This window comes from Stenotrophomonas sp. FW305-C-20-S1 (assembly GCF_058783335.1).
Window position 1 is genome coordinate 120,843 of record NZ_JBYTEK010000008.1, and the last position, 15,961, is coordinate 136,803.

Sequence of the window (15,961 nt, forward strand, 5' to 3'; positions counted from 1 at the left end):
GCTGAATAAAGAACAATCCCTCTGTAAGGCTGCTGTGCCTCCCGCTGCTCTTCCAAGCCTCCGTGCTGCAGATGGCGCGGGGAGGCAACAGGGATGATGGGGCATGGGCAGGCAGCTATTCGCAGGCGAGCGATCTGTGTACCGAACCGGGCAGCGGGCGTAGTTGCCGCGATGGATTCAGGGACAGCCTGTCGATTGTCGAAGAATCACTGGGCTACAGGGTTGAGCTGCACAGTACCCAGGCGATGCAGTACGTCTGCTCCTTTGTGCTGCACATGAAGCCAGAGGGCGGAAAGCTGATTCATCAGTCCGAACTAGGCACAGTGGCTATCGAGCAACATGCAGGTGCGCTGAGAGTCTCATCCGGCGGGATCGACCCGACGGCAACGGGTTTGGCATTGTGCGGCACGCATGCTGATATTGATGGTCTGGAGTTTTCTTCTGTGGGCAATCGCACGCGTTCCAGGTAACGCCATGGCGCCCGCAACTGATTGATCCAGGCGGAAGACATCCACGCATGGCGTGGATCTACTGCGCGGCTGTTGGGTCCGCCTTGAAGCGAGCCGAGCACCGCAGGTCCGGCGGGGGCGGAGAGGCGCGGGTGTCTGAGCGCAGCGAGTTCCGCGCCGTCCCCCGGCGGGCCGAGGAGCGCAGGGTACCGGTGCGCAGCACCGGCTCGCGGATGGCGGCGCGTTTCTTTTGGTTACTTTTCTTTCCGCGCGGAAAGAAAAGTAACGCCCATGAACGCATGCGCCCGCCACAGCAATTAGGCGGAAGAGAGACGCGTGGCGTTACGCCCCGCCGGCAAACCCATGCTGGCGCCACGCCTCGTACATCACCACCGCAACGGTGTTGGACAGGTTGAGGCTACGGTTGTCCGGCCGCATCGGCAGGCGCAGCCGGCGACCATCGGGCAGGGCATCAAGCACGTCCTGCGGCAGGCCACGACTTTCCGGGCCGAACAGGAAGGCATCACCGTCGTCGAACGCCACGCTGTCATAGCGGACGCTGGCACGCGTACTCAGGGCGAACAACCGCTTCGGTGCGATCCGCGCCAGCGCAGTGTCCAGGTCCGGATGCACCTGCAGGCGCGAGTACTCGTGGTAGTCCAGGCCGGCGCGCTTGAGCTGCTTGTCTTCCAGTGCGAAGCCGAGCGGCTCGACCAGGTGCAGCTGCGCGCCGGTGTTGGCGCAGAGCCGGATCACATTGCCCGTGTTGGGCGGGATTTCCGGTTGGAACAGGATCACGTGGAACTGGGGCGCGGCATTCATCGGCGCAGTGTACCTGCGACGGCGGCCGCCTTTACGACGCACGCCCCGCGCGGGGCAGGGCGGACGTCGCTTACGGGCGCAGCAGGACCTGGGCGGTTTCGGCAGCGAAGGCCTGCAGCTGGGCGGCGCTCGGACGCACCTGCAGGGCCGGCAGGTTGACGATCACCTGGTTGGCGACGCTGGTGGCGGCCGCTGCCAGGGTGGCGGCGTAGCGCTGGGCTTCCTGCTCGGCAGCCAGGGCGACGCGCTGCTCTAGGCTCGGGCGCACTTCAACCGAGGCCAGGGTGGTGATCGGCAGCGCGGCGGCGACCGGGCTGGCGATGAAGCCGTCGCGCTCGGCCAGCTGGTCGACGCTGGGGCGCACTTCGACAGTGGCCAGGGTCGGGATGCCGCTGGCCTGTTCCCAGGCCTGCTGGACCAGCTGGTCGGCGGCCGGGCGGACCTGCACGGTGGACAGGGTCTTGATGGATTCGGAGGCCTGCACCGACGAAACAACCGCGGTGCCGGCGATCAGGGCGATGGCGATGGCAATGGTCTTGGCGTTCATGACGGGGCCTGTTTAGTGTTGGTGAGCAGTGGTGTGGTAGTAAGGTAGAACACCAGTTCTGGGGATGCAAGCGGAATTTTCGATTTCCTGCTTTTGTTCAGTCTTCAGTCAGCTTTCGTCTGAAGCCCTTCCTAGCGCAGGAAGTACAAAGCAATCCCCGTGCCAACTTTTAGTCGTTGATTCATAAGGGTTTTATGACTCGCCGAAAGTGTCCGCAGGGCGGACACCTGTCCATTCGGGGGGCTGCGGACACTGTCCGGACGTGAATCACCGCCGTTCGTGACCCGCGAACGGCCAATCACGAAGGCCGAGGGGGCCGATCACCCCCAGTGACTGGTGGCCGATACCGGTGGCCGCACGCCCGCGCTAGGATCGGGATTCACCTTCGTGACCAAGGACCCGGATATGTCGCTCACCCTGCGCCCGCGCGCCGCGCTGCTCGCTGTTGCTCTCAGTACTGCTCTCGGCACGCTCGCGCCGACCTACGCGCTGGCGGCCAAGCCGGCCGCGACCAGCAAGGTCGATATCCCGTTCGAGCAGTTCACCCTGCCCAACGGCCTGCGCGTGGTGGTGCATACCGATCGCAAGGCACCGATCGTTGCGGTCAACATCTGGTACCACGTCGGCAGCAAGGACGAGCCCGCCGGTCGCACCGGCTTCGCGCATCTGTTTGAACACCTGATGTTCCAGAGCAGCGAGAACCACGACGGCGAGTACTTCGAACCCTTCAAGCAGGTGGGTGCGACCGGCCAGAACGGCACCACCAATACCGACCGCACCAACTATTTCGAGAACGTGCCGACCACCGCGCTGGACATGGCGCTGTGGATGGAATCGGACCGCATGGGCCATCTGGTGGGCGCGATCGACCAGGCTGCGCTCGACGAACAGCGTGGCGTGGTGCAGAACGAGAAGCGCCAGGGCGAGAACCAGCCCTATGGCCAGGTGTGGGAACAGCTCAACCGCGCGCTGTATCCGGTGGGCCACCCGTACCACCACAGCGTGATCGGCTCGATGAATGATCTCAACGCCGCCTCGCTGGACGACGTCAAGACCTGGTTCCGCACCTGGTACGGCCCGAACAACGCGGTACTGGTGCTGGCCGGTGACATCGACCTGGCTACCGCCAAGGAAAAGGCCGCCAAGTACTTCGGCAGCATCCCGGCCGGCCCGACCATGGCGCAGCCGAAGGTGGATGTGGCCAAGCGGCCGGCCGACACCCGCGAGGTGATGACCGACAAGGTGCCGCAGGCACGCATCTACCGCGCCTGGAACGTGGCGCAGGTCGGCACCACCGACGTCGACCAGCTGCAGCTGCTGGCCTATGTGCTCGGCGGCGCCAAGTCCTCGCGCCTGAGCCAGCGCCTGCAGCACCAGGACAAGCTGGTGGACAACATCAGCGCCGGCGCTTACGCCTCGCAGCTGGGTTCCAACTTCATGGTGATGGCCACGGTGAAGCAGGGCCAGGATCCGGCCAAGGTCGAAAAGATCATCGATGAGGAAATCGAGCGCCTGCTCAAGGAGGGCCCGACCGCCGAAGAACTGGCACGCGCCAAGACCGGCTCGCGCGCGGCGTTCATCCGCGGCATCGAGCGCATCGGCGGCTTCGGTGGCAAGGCCGATGCGCTGGCCGAGTGCACGGTCTACACCGGCGACCCGGGCTGCTTCCGCACCTCGCTGGCCAACATCGACAAGGCCACCGCTGCCGACCTCAAGCGCCTGGGCGCGCAGTGGCTGGACAAGGGCAGCCACACCCTGGTGGTCGAGCCGGGTGAACGCGTGGCGCTGAAGGAAGACCCCTCGCAGGCGCCGAAGCCGTTCAACGTGCCGGCGGTCGACAGCAGGTACAGCACCCTGCCCGAGCAGGTGGACCGCAAGGCCGGCGTGCCGCAGACCCGCGAATTCCCGCAGCTGAAGTTCCCGGCCCTGCAGCGCGCCACGCTGAAGAACGGCACCCAGGTGGTGCTGGCCGAGCGCCACGAGATTCCGGTGGTGCAGTTCAGCTACCAGTTCCCGGGTGGCTTTACCGCCGACCAGGGCCGCAAGCCGGGCACCGCCAACTTCACCATGAGCCTGATGACCGAAGGCGCCGGCAAGCTCGGCTCGCTGGCCTTCGCCGATGCAGCCGATGCGCTGGGTGCGGATCTCGATGCGTCCGCAGGCCTGGATTCGGTGGATGTGGAACTGTCCGCGCTGAAGGAGAACCTGGTGCCGTCGCTGGCGCTGTATGCCAGCCTGCTGCGCGAGCCGCGCTTCGAGCAGAGCGAGATCGACCGGGTCAAGGCGACCTGGATCGCCGGCATCCAGCAGGAGAAGGTCAACCCGGGTGCGGTAGCGATGCGCGTGCTGCCGCCGCTGCTGTACGGCAAGGGCCACCCGTACGCGATCCCGTTCACCGGCAGCGGTGACGAAGCGGCGATCAGCAGCCTGGGCCGCGAGGATCTGGTCGACTTCCACCGCGACTGGCTGCGTCCGCAGGACGGCACCCTGATCGTGGTTGGCGATACCACCCTGGCCGAGATCGTGCCGCTGCTGGACAAGCAGCTGGGCGACTGGAAGGCCACCGGTGATGCGCCGACGATCAAGGCCACCACCGCCGTGGCGCTGCCGAAGAGCCCGCGCGTGTTCCTGATCGACCAGCCGGGCGCGGTGCAGGCCAACCTGTTCGCCGGCCAGGTCGTGCCGCCGTCCAGCGATGCCAGCTCGACCCGCTTCGACATCGCCAACGGCGTGATCGGTGGTGACTTCACTTCGCGCCTGAACATGAACCTGCGCGAGGACAAGCACTGGTCCTACGGTGCCCGCACCAGCGCCAGCAACACCGTGGGCCAGCGCCCGTGGATGGCGATGGCACCGGTGCAGATCGACAAGACCGGCCCGGCCATGGCGGAAATGCGCAAGGAGATCGCCGAGTTCGCCAACGGCAGCAAGCCGGCGACCGACGCGGAAGTGGCGCGCATCCGCAACATCCAGACGCTGAGCCTGCCCGGCGCCTACGAGACCGCCAGCGCGGTGGCCTCGACCATCGGCACGATCGTGCAGTTCAAGCGTCCGGACGACTACGTGCTGCGCCGCAAGGCCGAGATCGAAGCGATGACCCCGGCACAGGTGCAGCAGGCGGCAGCGGAGATCAAGCCGCAGGCGCTGACCTGGGTGGTGGTGGGCGACCTCAAGCAGACCGAAGCGGCCGTGCGCGCCTTGAACCTGGGCGAAGTGACCGTGATCGATGCCGAAGGCAACCCGGTCAAGAAGTAAGGGATGTGCCTGCCCGCTCCGGCGGGCAGGCCTCCGGTGGTAGTGCCGGGCCGCGCCCGGCGAGCGCGCAGCGCGGCATCTGGACGCCTTCGAAGAACCGCCGGGCATGGCCCGGCGCTACCGCAGCCCTCTCCGGCTATCCCTGATTCAGACGGTTCAGGCACACTCCTGACATTCCCTTCCAGGATCCTGCCCATGCGCGTTCTGCTGCTGTCGTCCCTGTTGCTCACCGTCACCGCCTGCACCTGGGTGCCGATCGAACCGGCCGGCAAGGCGACCCGCGTGCTGCCGGCAGGCCCGGTACCGGCCGGCTGCATCTCCAAGGGCGAAGTAGTGGTGACCGTGAAGAGCAAGGTCGGCTTCTACAACCGCAACCCGCTGCGGGTGCAGGAAGAGCTGGAAACCCTGGCCCGCAACGAGGCCCCGACCACCGGCGCCAACGCCGTGCAGGCCGCTGCGGCCCCTGCCGATGGCAGCCAGCGCTTCGCCGCCTTCCAGTGCCCGCCGCGCTGAATCCTTCACCATACGGCCAAGGCTGAATTCGTAAAGATGCGGTGAAGGCCCGGGGGGTTATAGAATAGCGCCCCCTTTGCCTGAGCCTTGGCGCTAACCTCGATGCTCTTCAAGAATGTCTCGATTGCCGGCCTGGCTCACGTTGATGCGCCGCACACGCTGACGACCAAGGAAATCAACGAACGCCTGCAGCCGACGCTGGATCGCCTTGGTATCCGTACCGACGTCCTCGGCGACATCGCCGGCATCCACGCGCGCCGCCTGTGGGACAACGGTGTCCTGGCGTCCGATGCGGCCACCATGGCTGGCCGCAAGGCGCTGGAAGACGCAGGCATCGATGCGACGCAGGTGGGCCTGTTGATCAACACCTCGGTCAGCCGTGACTACCTGGAGCCGTCCACCGCTTCCATCGTGTCCGGCAACCTCGGTGTCAGCGACGAGTGCATGACCTTCGACGTCGCCAATGCCTGCCTGGCCTTCATCAACGGCATGGACATCGCTGCGCGCATGCTTGAGCGCGGTGAGATCGACTATGCGCTGGTGGTGGATGGCGAGACCGCCAACCTGGTGTACGAAAAGACCCTGGAGCGGATGACCGCGCCGGACGTCACCGCTGACGACTTCCGCAACGAGCTGGCGGCGCTGACCACCGGTTCCGGTGCAGCCGCGATGGTGATGGCCCGTTCGGAGCTGGTGCCCGACGCGCCGCGCTACAAGGGTGGCGTGACCCGCTCGGCCACCGAGTGGAACCAGCTGTGCCTGGGCAACCTGGACCGCATGGTCACCGACACCCGCATGCTGCTGATCGAGGGCATCAAGCTGGCCCAGAAGACCTTCACCGCCGCCAAGATCGCACTGGGCTGGGCCGTGGAAGAGCTGGACCAGTTCGTCATCCACCAGGTCAGCCAGCCGCACACCGCGGCGTTCATCAAGAATTTCGGCATCGACCCGAAGAAGGTCATGACCATCTTCGGCGAGCACGGCAACATCGGTCCGGCCTCGGTGCCGATCGTGCTGAGCAAGCTCAAGCAACTGGGCAAGCTGAAGAAGGGCGACCGCATCGCGCTTCTGGGCATCGGCTCGGGCCTGAACTGCTCGATGGCCGAAGTGGTCTGGTAAAAAAGTCACCGCTGACCTGCTGCGCGCCGTCCGCACCTGCCAGCCAATCGCTCGCGACGGACAGCGATGAGTTTTCCAAGTGTCCAAGGGCCGGTTCTACCGGCCCTTTCTACAGGTGCGATCCGATGTCCCAGCTTCCCGGTTACCCCGCCCACCCGCAGCGTTTCGAGGTCCGCCCCGGCCTGTCGATGAACTATCTCGACGAAGGCCCGCGCGATGGCGAAGTGGTGGTGATGGTGCACGGCAACCCGTCGTGGAGCTATTACTGGCGCACGCTGGTGGCCGGCCTGTCGGACAGGTACCGCTGCATCGTGCCGGACCATATCGGCATGGGCCTGTCGGACAAGCCTGACGACAGCCGCTACGAGTACACGCTGCAGTCGCGGGTGGATGATCTGGATGCGCTGCTGAAGCATCTGGGCATCACCGGCCCGGTGACGCTGGCCGTGCACGACTGGGGCGGCATGATCGGTTTCGGCTGGGCGCTGTCGCACCACGACCAGGTCAAGCGCCTGGTGGTGCTCAACACCGCCGCGTTCCCGATGCCGGCGGCCAAGAAGATGCCGTGGCAGATCGCGCTGGGCCGGCACTGGAAGATCGGCGAGTGGATCATCCGCACCTTCAATGCGTTCTCCTCCGGTGCCTCGTGGCTGGGCGTGGAGCGGAAGATGCCGGCCGATGTGCGCCGCGCCTACGTGTCGCCGTACAACAGCTACGCCAACCGCATCAGCACCATCCGCTTCATGCAGGACATTCCGCTGTCGCCGGCCGACAAGGCGTGGTCACTGCTGGAGCGCGCCGGCAAGGCGCTGCCGTCGTTCGCCGATCGTCCGGCCCTCCTCGGCTGGGGCCTGCGTGATTTCGTGTTCGACCACCACTTCCTGAAGGGCTTCCAGGCGGCGTTGCCGAAGGCGCAGGTGCATGCCTTCGAGGATGCCGGCCACTACGTGCTTGAAGACAAGCATGAAGTGCTGGTGCCGGAGATCCGGGCGTTCCTGGACGCGAACCCGATCTGAAGAGTGTGCCGACCAACGGTCGGCACCCACCGGGAGAGTGAACGGGTGGGTGCCGACCGTTGGTCGGCACGCCTGGGGAAGGGATGGGTGGGTGCCGACCGTTGGTCGGCACGCCCGTCACGCGGCGATCGGCGCCTGTGGCGAGGGGCTGTTGCCGTTGTCGTCCGGGTGGTCGTCGTCGTTGTCCGCGCCGTCGCGCCAGCGCCAGTCGGCCAGGGTCAGCGGATCCAGCCCATAGGCGATGCGGGCCTTGTCGCACTGCGGGCTGGCCTTGCCGTACTCCCACGATGCATCCACCTCGCGGCACACGCTGGGGCGGTTGGGGTGGATCGTGCAGCGCGAATAGACGCCGATCTGCGCGTCCAGCGCCACGCAGCGCACCGGCTTGGAATGGGTGCCGCGCATGCACAGGCGGTGCGGGTCGAGCACCTCGGTGAGCTGGTGCGGCACGCCGCCGGGGGTGACCTCGTCCGATTCCATCCAGTGGAAGGCCACGCGGTACTGGGTGCAGCAGGCGCCGCAGGTCATGCAGGGATGTTGCATGGGCAAGCCGCCTCGGGCGGCATCGGGAAAGGGACGAGGATGCGGATTTTCCACGCTGGCGGCCGCCGCGCAAGAAATTCCGTAAGCGGCGACAATGAACGGATGAACCGATCCTGCAACATCGCCGCGCGGCTGCCCGAGCTGGCGCGTGAACGCCCCGACCAGATCGCCATCCGCTGCCCCGGGCGGCGCGGCGCCGGCAACGGCATGGCGGCCTACGACGTGACCCTGGATTACCGCCAGCTGGACGCCCGCAGCGATGCGATGGCGGCCGGCCTGGCCGGTTACGGTATCGGCCGCGGGGTGCGCACGGTGGTGATGGTGCGGCCGTCGCCGGAGTTCTTCCTGTTGATGTTCGCCCTGTTCAAGCTGGGCGCGGTGCCGGTGCTGGTCGATCCGGGCATCGACAAGCGCGCGCTGAAGCAGTGCCTGGACGAGGCACAGCCGCAGGCCTTCATCGGCATCCCGCTGGCCCACGTGGCGCGGCTGGCGCTGCGCTGGGCGCCTTCGGCGACCCGCCTGGTGACCGTCGGCCGCCGCCTGGGCTGGGGCGGTACCACGCTGGCCGCGCTGGAGCGTGCCGGCGCCAACAGTGGCCCGATGCTGGCCGACACCGATGGCGAGGACACGGCGGCGATCCTGTTCACCAGCGGCTCCACCGGCGTGCCCAAGGGCGTGGTCTACCGCCACCGCCACTTCGTCGGCCAGATCGAGCTGCTGGGCAGCGCCTTCGGCATGGAGGCGGGTGGGGTGGACCTGCCGACCTTCCCGCCGTTTGCGCTGTTCGATCCGGCACTGGGCCTGACCTCGGTGATTCCGGACATGGACCCGACCCGGCCGGCCCAGGCCGACCCGGCGCGCCTGCATGACGCCATCCAGCGTTTCGGCGTGACCCAGCTGTTCGGCTCGCCCGCACTGATGCGGGTGCTGGCGCGGCACGGGCGGCCGTTGCCGACGGTGACCCGGGTGACCTCGGCCGGTGCGCCGGTGCCGCCGGACGTGGTTGCCACGATCCGCAGCCTGCTGCCGGCCGATGCCCAGTTCTGGACGCCGTATGGCGCCACCGAGTGCCTGCCGGTGGCGGTGGTCGAGGGGCGCGAGCTGGAGCGTACGCGCGCGGCCACCGAGGGCGGTGCCGGCACCTGCGTCGGCAGCGTGGTCGCACCGAACGAGGTGCGCATCATCGCCATCGACGATGCGCCGCTGCCGGACTGGTCGCAGGCGCGCGTACTGGCAGTGGGCGAGATCGGTGAGATCACCGTGGCCGGACCGACCGCCACCGACAGTTATTTCAACCGTCCGCAGGCGACGGCGGCGGCGAAGATCAGCGAAACCCTGGCCGATGGCAGCGTCCGCATCGTGCATCGCATGGGCGATGTCGGCTACTTCGATGCGCAGGGACGGCTGTGGTTCTGTGGCCGCAAGACCCATCGCGTGGAAACCGCCCACGGACCGCTGTACACCGAACAGGTCGAGCCGGTGTTCAACACCGTACCCGGCGTGGCACGCACTGCGCTGGTGGGCGTCGGCGCGGCCGGTGCGCAGGTGCCGGTGCTGTGCGTGGAGCTGCAGCGTGGCCAGTCCGACAGCCCTGCTCTGCGCGAGGCGCTGCATGCCACGGCCGCTGCGCGTCTGCCCGAGATGAAGCTGGAACACGTGCTGATGCATCCGGCGTTCCCCGTCGATATCCGTCACAACGCCAAGATCGGTCGCGAGAAGCTCGCCGTCTGGGCACGCGCCGAACTGGAGAAACGCGCATGAAGATCCTGGTCACCGGCGGTGGTGGTTTTCTTGGCCAGGCGCTGTGCCGTGGCTTGGTCGAACGTGGCCACCAGGTGCTGGCGTTCAACCGCAGCCACTACCCGCAACTGCAGGCGCTGGGCGTGGGCCAGATCCGCGGTGACCTGGCCGATCCGCAGGCGGTGCTGCATGCGGTGGCCGGCGTCGATGCGGTGTTCCACAACGGTGCCAAGGCGGGTGCGTGGGGCAGCTATGACAGCTACCACCAGGCCAACGTGGTCGGCACCGACAACGTCATCGCCGCCTGCCGCGCGCATGGCATCGGCAGGCTGGTCTACACCTCCACGCCCAGCGTGACCCACCGCGCCACGCACCCGGTGGAAGGACTGGGTGCGGACGAAGTGCCGTATGGCGAGGATTTCCAGGCGCCGTACGCGGCGACCAAGGCGATTGCCGAACAGCGCGTGCTGGCGGCCAATGACGCGACCCTGGCAACCGTGGCGTTGCGTCCGCGGTTGATCTGGGGCCCGGGCGACCAGCAGCTGGTGCCGCGCCTGGCCGATCGTGCACGCGCTGGCCGTTTGCGCCTGGTGGGCGATGGCAACAACAAGGTCGATACCACGTACATCGACAACGCCGCGCTGGCGCATTTCCTCGCCTTCGAGGCGCTGGCACCGGGCGCGGCCTGCGCCGGCAAGGCGTACTTCATTTCCAATGGCGAACCGCTGCCGATGCGCGAGCTGGTCAACAAGCTGCTGCAGGCGGTGGGCGCTCCAACCGTGGACAAGGCGATCAGCTTCAAGACGGCGTATCGGATCGGCGCGATCTGCGAGCGGCTGTGGCCGCTGCTGCGCCTGCGTGGCGAGCCGCCGCTGACGCGCTTCCTGGCCGAGCAGCTGTGCACGCCGCACTGGTACAGCATGGAGCCGGCGCGCCGTGATTTCGGCTACGTGCCGCAGGTCAGCATCGAAGAAGGGCTGCGACGACTGAAGGCCGCATCATGACGGCGGCATCACCGCGCTGAAGCCTTCATTACGCGCAGAGATCGCCATCACCGGTTGCACACCGGCAGATGCGCAGGATGGACACAACGCCACCCACGGCCGACCACCTGCGAGGAGCACCATGCTGCATTACGCCGTCATCTTCTTTGTCATCGCCATCATCGCCGCCGTGCTCGGTTTCTCCGGCATCGCCGGTGCCGCCAGCAACATCGCCTGGATCCTGTTCGTGGTGTTCCTGGTGCTGGCGGTGATCTCGATGTTCCGCAAGCGCACATGACCGCTTGAGTAGTAGTGCCGGCCGCTGGCCGGCAACCTCGATTACCCGGGGTTGCAGACTGGCGGCCGGCACTGCCGAAGCGCGGTCAGCGCACCGCGCTGTGCAATCGGCGATCGGCGTCGTGCCGTTCCATCGCCAGTTCGATCAGGCGCGTGATCAGCGCCGTGTAGCCCACGCCACTGGCGCCCCACAGCTTCGGATACATGCTGATGCGGGTGAAGCCGGGCAGCGTGTTGACCTCGTTGATGACGATCCGACCATCCGCGGTCAGGAACACATCCACGCGCGCCATGCCGGCGCATTCCAGTACCTGGTACGCCTGAAGCGCGATGTCCTGGATACGCGCCTGCGTCGCCGCGTCGATCGCGGCCGGCACCACCACTTCGGCGCCATCTTCGTTGATGTACTTGGTGTCGTAGGCGTAGAACTCGTCGTGCAGCACCACCTCGCCACAGATGCTGGCCTGCGGCCGCTCGTTGCCGAGCACCGCGCATTCGATCTCGCGGCCGACCACGGCCGATTCCACCAGAACCTTGTGGTCGTAGCGCAGCGCAGTGTGCAATGCCTCGGCGAAACCGTCGGCGTCCTTGACCTTGCTCACGCCCACCGATGAGCCCTGGTTGGCAGGCTTCACGAACAGCGGCAGGCCGAGTGCCGCGATCAGGGCATCGACATCGACCGTATCGGCTTCATGGCGGCGGATGCAGACCCACGGCGCCACCTGCAGGCCGGCATCGCGCAGCAGGCGCTTGGTTACATCCTTGTCCATGGCTACCGCCGAACCCAGTACCGGCGAGCCGACGAAGGGCAGGTTGGCCATGCGCAGCAGGCCCTGCAGCGCGCCGTCCTCGCCCAGCGGACCGTGCACGATCGGCAGCACTACATCGATCTGCCCCAGCGCGCTGCCCGCATCGGTCGGTTGCAGCTGAGCCTGCTCGGTGCCGGGCAGAACCGCCAGCGCGGTACCGGAAGGATGCAGGGCGATGCGCGCCGGATCCTCGGCATTGAGCAGGAAGGTGTCCGGCTGGCTCAGGTGCCACTGGCCCTGCTTGTCGATGCCGATCAGCACCGGTTCGAAGCGCTCGCGGTCGAGCGCGTCGAGAATGTTCTTCGCCGACTGCAGCGAAACTTCGTGTTCGGAAGACCTGCCACCGAAGATGATGCCAACCCGTGTCCGTGCCATGGAAATGCGATGTCCTGTGCGTTGCGTGGCTCCATAGCATGAACCTTCATCGGCCTTCCGCGTGAGGCACGGATGAACCAGAAATCCCTTCGCACGCGTCAATTGCGCATGCCCTGATCTACCGTGTCGACCAAGGTCGACACCTGCTGAGGTTGCCGGCCAGCGGCCGGCACTACCGCAAATGGCTACCGGAAACCTGTCGAAGGCGGGGTGGGGCCGGTTGCGGGGGTGTCCGCGGCATGGATGCCGCGGCCAAGCCCCCAGGGGTGAGGGCGCTTTGCTTGCGAAGCACTGCTTCGCAAGCGCCCGAGCGCACAGCCGCCAGCGGCTGGGCCGGACCGCGGAGCGGGGTTTACGGCGTCCCCCGCAACCGGACCCACCCCGCCCCCCACAGCAAGCCAGCGTTTGACGTTGACGTTGACGTCGCCGTTGCTCTGGCCGTTGCGTCTGCGGGTGCCGGGCGGCAGCCCGGCCCAAGCCCCCCACCCACGCAGGTAGAATGCGCACATGGCTCTTTCCCTGCTCAAGTCCCTCAAGCCGGTCGCTGGCCGTGCCCTGCAGATCGCCCTGAACCGCGCGCTGGCGCTGGATCCGGATACCCGCCACGCACTGGCCGGCCTCGACGGTCGCCATATCGACTTGACCCTGGACGCGCCGCCGCTGGCAATGCGCATCAGCGTCGACGGTGACCAGTTGCGTGTCGGCCCGGTGGATGCGCAGGAAGCCGACCTGGCCGTGCGCAGCAGCCTGGCCGGCGTGCTGGCACAGCTGCCGCTGCTGGCGCGTGCCCGCCAGGGCGCTGACAACGGCAAGGGGCGCGTGCGCGTGGCCGGCGATGCCGAGCTGGCGCGCCGCCTGCAGCAGCTGGCCAAGGGCTTCGATCCGGACTGGCAGCAGCCGTTCGTCAGCGTGTTCGGTGACGTGCTGGGCGTGCAGGTGGCCAACACCCTGCGCAGCGCCCTGCAGCATGCCCGCCAGGGGGCGATCGACCTCGCCCATAGCGCCGCTGAATTCATCACCGAGGAATCGCGCGACGTGGTGCCACGTGCCGAGCTGGATGCCTTCCACGATGACGTGGACGTGCTGCGCGACGATGTCGAGCGCCTCGGCGCACGCGTGCAGCGCCTGCGGGGTGCCGCATGAAGGCGCTGCTGCGGGCCAGCCGCATCGGCCGGGTGATCCTGCGTTACCGCCTCGACGACCTGCTGCAGGGCACCCCGGCCGAGCGCTGGCTGCGCCTGGCCAAGCCGTTCGTTCCGCGCGCATCGGCCGCCATCGCGGCACAGTCGCGGGGTGCACGCCTACGCCTGGCGCTGCAGGACCTGGGGCCGATCTTCGTGAAGTTCGGTCAGATCCTGTCCACCCGCCGCGACCTGGTGCCGCCGGACGTGGCCAATGAGCTGACCCTGCTGCAGGATCGGGTCAAGCCCTTCGACGGCGAGACCGCACGCCGCATCGTCGAGGAAGCGCTGGGCCTGCCGGTCAGCGAAGCCTTCGCCAGTTTCGATACCGAGCCACTGGCCTCGGCGTCGATCGCGCAGGTGCACGCGGCCACCCTGGCCGACGGCCGCCAGGTAGTGGTCAAGGTGCTGCGCCCGGGCATCGAAAAACAGATCGACGCCGACATCGCCCTGCTCAACTCGCTGGCGACGCTGGTCGAGCGCACCCATCCGCGCGCCGACAAGATCCGCCCGCGCGAAGTGGTGGCCGAGGTGGAGAACACCCTGGCCGCCGAGCTGGACCTTCAGCGCGAAGGCGCCAATGCCAGCGTGCTGCGCCGCTTCTGGGAGAACTCCGACGACCTGTACGTACCGGAAGTGATCTGGAGCCATACCGCCGAGCGCGCGCTGACCCTGGAGCGCGTATGGGGCATTCCTTCCGACGACATCGCCGCGCTGGACAAGGCCGGCATCGACCGCAAGGCGCTGGCCGCCAAAGGCGTGCGGGTGTTCTACACCCAGGTGTTCCGCGACAACTTCTTCCATGCCGACGCGCACGCCGGCAACATCTGGGTCGACATCGATCCGGCACGCCGCGACAACCCGCGCTTCATCGCGCTGGACTTCGGCATCATGGGCCAGCTCTCGCAGGAAGATCAGTACTACCTGGCCGAGAATTTCATGGCCATCTTCAACCGCGACTACCGCCGCATCGCCGAACTGCACGTGCAGGCGCGCTGGATGCCCGACAACGTGCGCATCGATGATCTGGAAGCGGCAGTGCGTTCGGTGTGCGAGCCGTACTTCACCCGTCCGCTGTCGCAGATCTCGCTGGCCGAAGTGCTGATGAAGCTGTTCCGCGTGGCCCAGCGCTACCAGCTGACCCTGCAGCCGCAGTTGATCCTGCTGCAGAAGACCCTGCTCAACATCGAGGGCGTCGGCCGCCAGCTGGACCCGCAGATCGACATCTGGGCCGTGGCCAAGCCGGTGCTGGCGAAGATCCTGCGCGAGCGCTACAGCCCGCGCCGCGTGGTGCGCGAGATCGGCAAGCGCCTGCCGGAAATCATGACCCATGCGCCGGACATGCCGCGCCTGGTGCACGCCTGGCTGACCCAGCAGGTGGAAGGTCGCCATGAACTGGCGATGCGCTCGCGCGATCTGGTTGCGCTGGATGCCAGCGTGCAGCGCCTGCAGAAGCATGCGGTCGGTGCGATCACCGGCGTCGGCCTGCTGGCGATCGCCGCATTGATGTACGTGCTGCAGCCGCCTGGCTGGTACTGGGGCGACGTGCCGGCGTGGAGCTGGGTGTCCGGTGCGGTTGGAGTGTTCGCACTGGCGCGTGCGTGGTGGCGATGATGGATGCGCTGAGCGCGCTCAAACAGGAGCTCGCGCAGTTCGGCAGCGACAACGATGCGTGCGAAACCGAGCGCGGTCGGCGCATGCTCAACATCACCGCCGACACCGGTGAACTGCTGTCGGTGCTGGTGCGTTTCGGCAACGCCCGCCGCGTGCTGGAGATCGGTACGTCCAACGGTTATTCCACGCTGTGGCTGGCCGAAGCGGCGGCCGCGATCGATGGCCAGGTGACCACGCTGGAGTTCGCTGCCGACAAGGTGGCGATGGCCCGCGCGAATTTCGCCCGCAGTGGATTGGGCGAGCGCATCAACCTGGTCCACGGTGATGCCGGTCAGTGGCTGGCGCAGGCCGAGCAGGGCTGCATCGACCTGCTGTTCCTGGATTCGGATCGCGGGCAGTACGCGGGCTGGTGGCCGCAGCTGGGTCGGGTACTGCGCCCCGGCGGCCTGCTGGTGGTCGACAACGCCACCTCGCATGCCGGTGAGATGGCGCCGCTGCGCGCCCTGCTGGCCGCCGATGCGGCGTTCACCACCAGCCTGGTGCCGGTGGGCAATGGCGAACTGCTGGCGCTGCGCAACACCTGACCGGGCGTCACCCCGGTAGCGCGGGTCGCTGGCCTGGTGCGGTAGTGGGGGGGGGGGGGGGGGGGGGGGGGGGGGGGGGGGGGGGGGGGGGGGGGGGGGGGGGGGGGGGGGGGG

Annotated in this window: 15 protein-coding genes; 11 read left to right on the forward strand and 4 right to left on the reverse strand. The window is 67.4% G+C overall.

Going from position 1 to position 15,961, the window contains the following annotated elements:
* Positions 1-62: 62 nt before the first annotated feature.
* A complete protein-coding gene (locus AC3WTC_RS06580) occupies positions 63-470 on the forward strand; it encodes a hypothetical protein (RefSeq protein ID WP_492711113.1) in 408 nt (135 codons plus the stop codon).
* Positions 471-791: 321 nt separating this feature from the next.
* On the opposite strand, the gene AC3WTC_RS06585 is transcribed toward AC3WTC_RS06580, so the two are convergent.
* Both AC3WTC_RS06585 and AC3WTC_RS06590 read right to left on the reverse strand, forming a co-directional pair.
* Positions 792-1,271 carry a tRNA (cytidine(34)-2'-O)-methyltransferase gene (locus AC3WTC_RS06585; RefSeq protein WP_032978095.1) on the reverse strand — a complete coding sequence of 160 codons (480 nt, stop codon included), beginning with the start codon at positions 1,269-1,271 and terminating at the stop codon, positions 792-794.
* 70 nt (positions 1,272-1,341) lie between these two features.
* Positions 1,342-1,818, reverse strand: a complete 477-nt coding sequence (locus AC3WTC_RS06590) for an XAC0231 family protein (RefSeq protein ID WP_025875859.1) — start codon at positions 1,816-1,818, stop codon at positions 1,342-1,344.
* A 405-nt stretch (positions 1,819-2,223) separates the two neighbouring features.
* Between AC3WTC_RS06590 and AC3WTC_RS06595 the strand changes: the two genes are divergently transcribed.
* From AC3WTC_RS06595 to AC3WTC_RS06610, 4 genes are all read left to right on the forward strand, one after another.
* Positions 2,224-5,073 carry a M16 family metallopeptidase gene (locus tag AC3WTC_RS06595; RefSeq protein WP_099786267.1) on the forward strand — a complete coding sequence of 950 codons (2,850 nt, stop codon included), beginning with the start codon at positions 2,224-2,226 and terminating at the stop codon, positions 5,071-5,073.
* A 195-nt stretch (positions 5,074-5,268) separates the two neighbouring features.
* Positions 5,269-5,586 carry a DUF4156 domain-containing protein gene (locus tag AC3WTC_RS06600; RefSeq protein WP_025875855.1) on the forward strand — a complete coding sequence of 106 codons (318 nt, stop codon included), beginning with the start codon at positions 5,269-5,271 and terminating at the stop codon, positions 5,584-5,586.
* A 102-nt stretch (positions 5,587-5,688) separates the two neighbouring features.
* Complete coding sequence (locus tag AC3WTC_RS06605; RefSeq protein WP_025875853.1) at positions 5,689-6,705, forward strand: 3-oxoacyl-ACP synthase III; 1,017 nt, start codon at positions 5,689-5,691, stop codon at positions 6,703-6,705.
* A 125-nt stretch (positions 6,706-6,830) separates the two neighbouring features.
* A complete protein-coding gene (locus AC3WTC_RS06610; protein ID WP_492711115.1) occupies positions 6,831-7,721 on the forward strand; it encodes an alpha/beta fold hydrolase in 891 nt (296 codons plus the stop codon).
* A gap of 117 nt (positions 7,722-7,838) precedes the next feature.
* Here AC3WTC_RS06610 and AC3WTC_RS06615 read toward each other — a convergent pair whose 3' ends face one another.
* Positions 7,839-8,264, reverse strand: coding sequence for a YkgJ family cysteine cluster protein (locus AC3WTC_RS06615; RefSeq protein ID WP_025875849.1), 426 nt, complete (start codon positions 8,262-8,264; stop codon positions 7,839-7,841).
* 102 nt (positions 8,265-8,366) lie between these two features.
* On the opposite strand from AC3WTC_RS06615, the gene oleC reads away from it, so the two are divergent.
* From oleC to AC3WTC_RS06630, 3 genes are all read left to right on the forward strand, one after another.
* Entirely contained in the window at positions 8,367-10,025 is a 1,659-nt protein-coding gene (gene oleC, locus AC3WTC_RS06620; protein ID WP_080150330.1) for an olefin beta-lactone synthetase, read from the forward strand.
* A complete protein-coding gene (gene oleD / locus AC3WTC_RS06625) occupies positions 10,022-11,008 on the forward strand; it encodes a 2-alkyl-3-oxoalkanoate reductase (protein WP_025875844.1) in 987 nt (328 codons plus the stop codon). Before oleC ends, oleD begins: the two co-directional genes overlap by 4 nt.
* A gap of 121 nt (positions 11,009-11,129) precedes the next feature.
* Positions 11,130-11,285 carry a DUF1328 domain-containing protein gene (locus AC3WTC_RS06630; RefSeq protein WP_025875842.1) on the forward strand — a complete coding sequence of 52 codons (156 nt, stop codon included), beginning with the start codon at positions 11,130-11,132 and terminating at the stop codon, positions 11,283-11,285.
* Between the two features lie 85 nt (positions 11,286-11,370).
* On the opposite strand, the gene ddlA is transcribed toward AC3WTC_RS06630, so the two are convergent.
* Complete coding sequence (ddlA, locus tag AC3WTC_RS06635; RefSeq protein ID WP_154879056.1) at positions 11,371-12,468, reverse strand: D-alanine--D-alanine ligase; 1,098 nt, start codon at positions 12,466-12,468, stop codon at positions 11,371-11,373.
* A gap of 507 nt (positions 12,469-12,975) precedes the next feature.
* Here ddlA and AC3WTC_RS06640 point away from each other — a divergent pair.
* From AC3WTC_RS06640 to AC3WTC_RS06650, 3 genes are read left to right on the forward strand one after another with little or no spacing between them, the layout of a single operon-like run.
* On the forward strand, positions 12,976-13,611 hold the full coding sequence (locus AC3WTC_RS06640; protein ID WP_032978107.1) for a ubiquinone biosynthesis accessory factor UbiJ: 636 nt from the start codon (positions 12,976-12,978) through the stop codon (positions 13,609-13,611).
* Positions 13,608-15,263, forward strand: coding sequence for a ubiquinone biosynthesis regulatory protein kinase UbiB (gene ubiB, locus AC3WTC_RS06645; RefSeq protein WP_154879058.1), 1,656 nt, complete (start codon positions 13,608-13,610; stop codon positions 15,261-15,263). Before AC3WTC_RS06640 ends, ubiB begins: the two co-directional genes overlap by 4 nt.
* On the forward strand, positions 15,263-15,847 hold the full coding sequence (locus AC3WTC_RS06650) for an O-methyltransferase (RefSeq protein WP_492711120.1): 585 nt from the start codon (positions 15,263-15,265) through the stop codon (positions 15,845-15,847). Before ubiB ends, AC3WTC_RS06650 begins: the two co-directional genes overlap by 1 nt.
* Positions 15,848-15,961: the final 114 nt, after the last annotated feature.

Bases quoted from the DNA above. Each gene is read 5' to 3' on its own strand.
- AC3WTC_RS06585 (WP_032978095.1), bottom strand. From the start codon at position 1,271: ATGAATGCCGCGCCCCAGTTCCACGTGATCCTGTTCCAACCGGAAATC.
- AC3WTC_RS06590 (WP_025875859.1), bottom strand. From the start codon at position 1,818: ATGAACGCCAAGACCATTGCCATCGCCATCGCCCTGATCGCCGGCACC.
- AC3WTC_RS06595 (WP_099786267.1), top strand. From the start codon at position 2,224: ATGTCGCTCACCCTGCGCCCGCGCGCCGCGCTGCTCGCTGTTGCTCTC.
- AC3WTC_RS06600 (WP_025875855.1), top strand. From the start codon at position 5,269: ATGCGCGTTCTGCTGCTGTCGTCCCTGTTGCTCACCGTCACCGCCTGC.
- AC3WTC_RS06605 (WP_025875853.1), top strand. From the start codon at position 5,689: ATGCTCTTCAAGAATGTCTCGATTGCCGGCCTGGCTCACGTTGATGCG.
- AC3WTC_RS06610 (WP_492711115.1), top strand. From the start codon at position 6,831: ATGTCCCAGCTTCCCGGTTACCCCGCCCACCCGCAGCGTTTCGAGGTC.
- AC3WTC_RS06615 (WP_025875849.1), bottom strand. From the start codon at position 8,264: ATGCAACATCCCTGCATGACCTGCGGCGCCTGCTGCACCCAGTACCGC.
- oleC (WP_080150330.1), top strand. From the start codon at position 8,367: ATGAACCGATCCTGCAACATCGCCGCGCGGCTGCCCGAGCTGGCGCGT.
- oleD (WP_025875844.1), top strand. From the start codon at position 10,022: ATGAAGATCCTGGTCACCGGCGGTGGTGGTTTTCTTGGCCAGGCGCTG.
- AC3WTC_RS06630 (WP_025875842.1), top strand. From the start codon at position 11,130: ATGCTGCATTACGCCGTCATCTTCTTTGTCATCGCCATCATCGCCGCC.
- ddlA (WP_154879056.1), bottom strand. From the start codon at position 12,468: ATGGCACGGACACGGGTTGGCATCATCTTCGGTGGCAGGTCTTCCGAA.
- AC3WTC_RS06640 (WP_032978107.1), top strand. From the start codon at position 12,976: ATGGCTCTTTCCCTGCTCAAGTCCCTCAAGCCGGTCGCTGGCCGTGCC.
- ubiB (WP_154879058.1), top strand. From the start codon at position 13,608: ATGAAGGCGCTGCTGCGGGCCAGCCGCATCGGCCGGGTGATCCTGCGT.
- AC3WTC_RS06650 (WP_492711120.1), top strand. From the start codon at position 15,263: ATGGATGCGCTGAGCGCGCTCAAACAGGAGCTCGCGCAGTTCGGCAGC.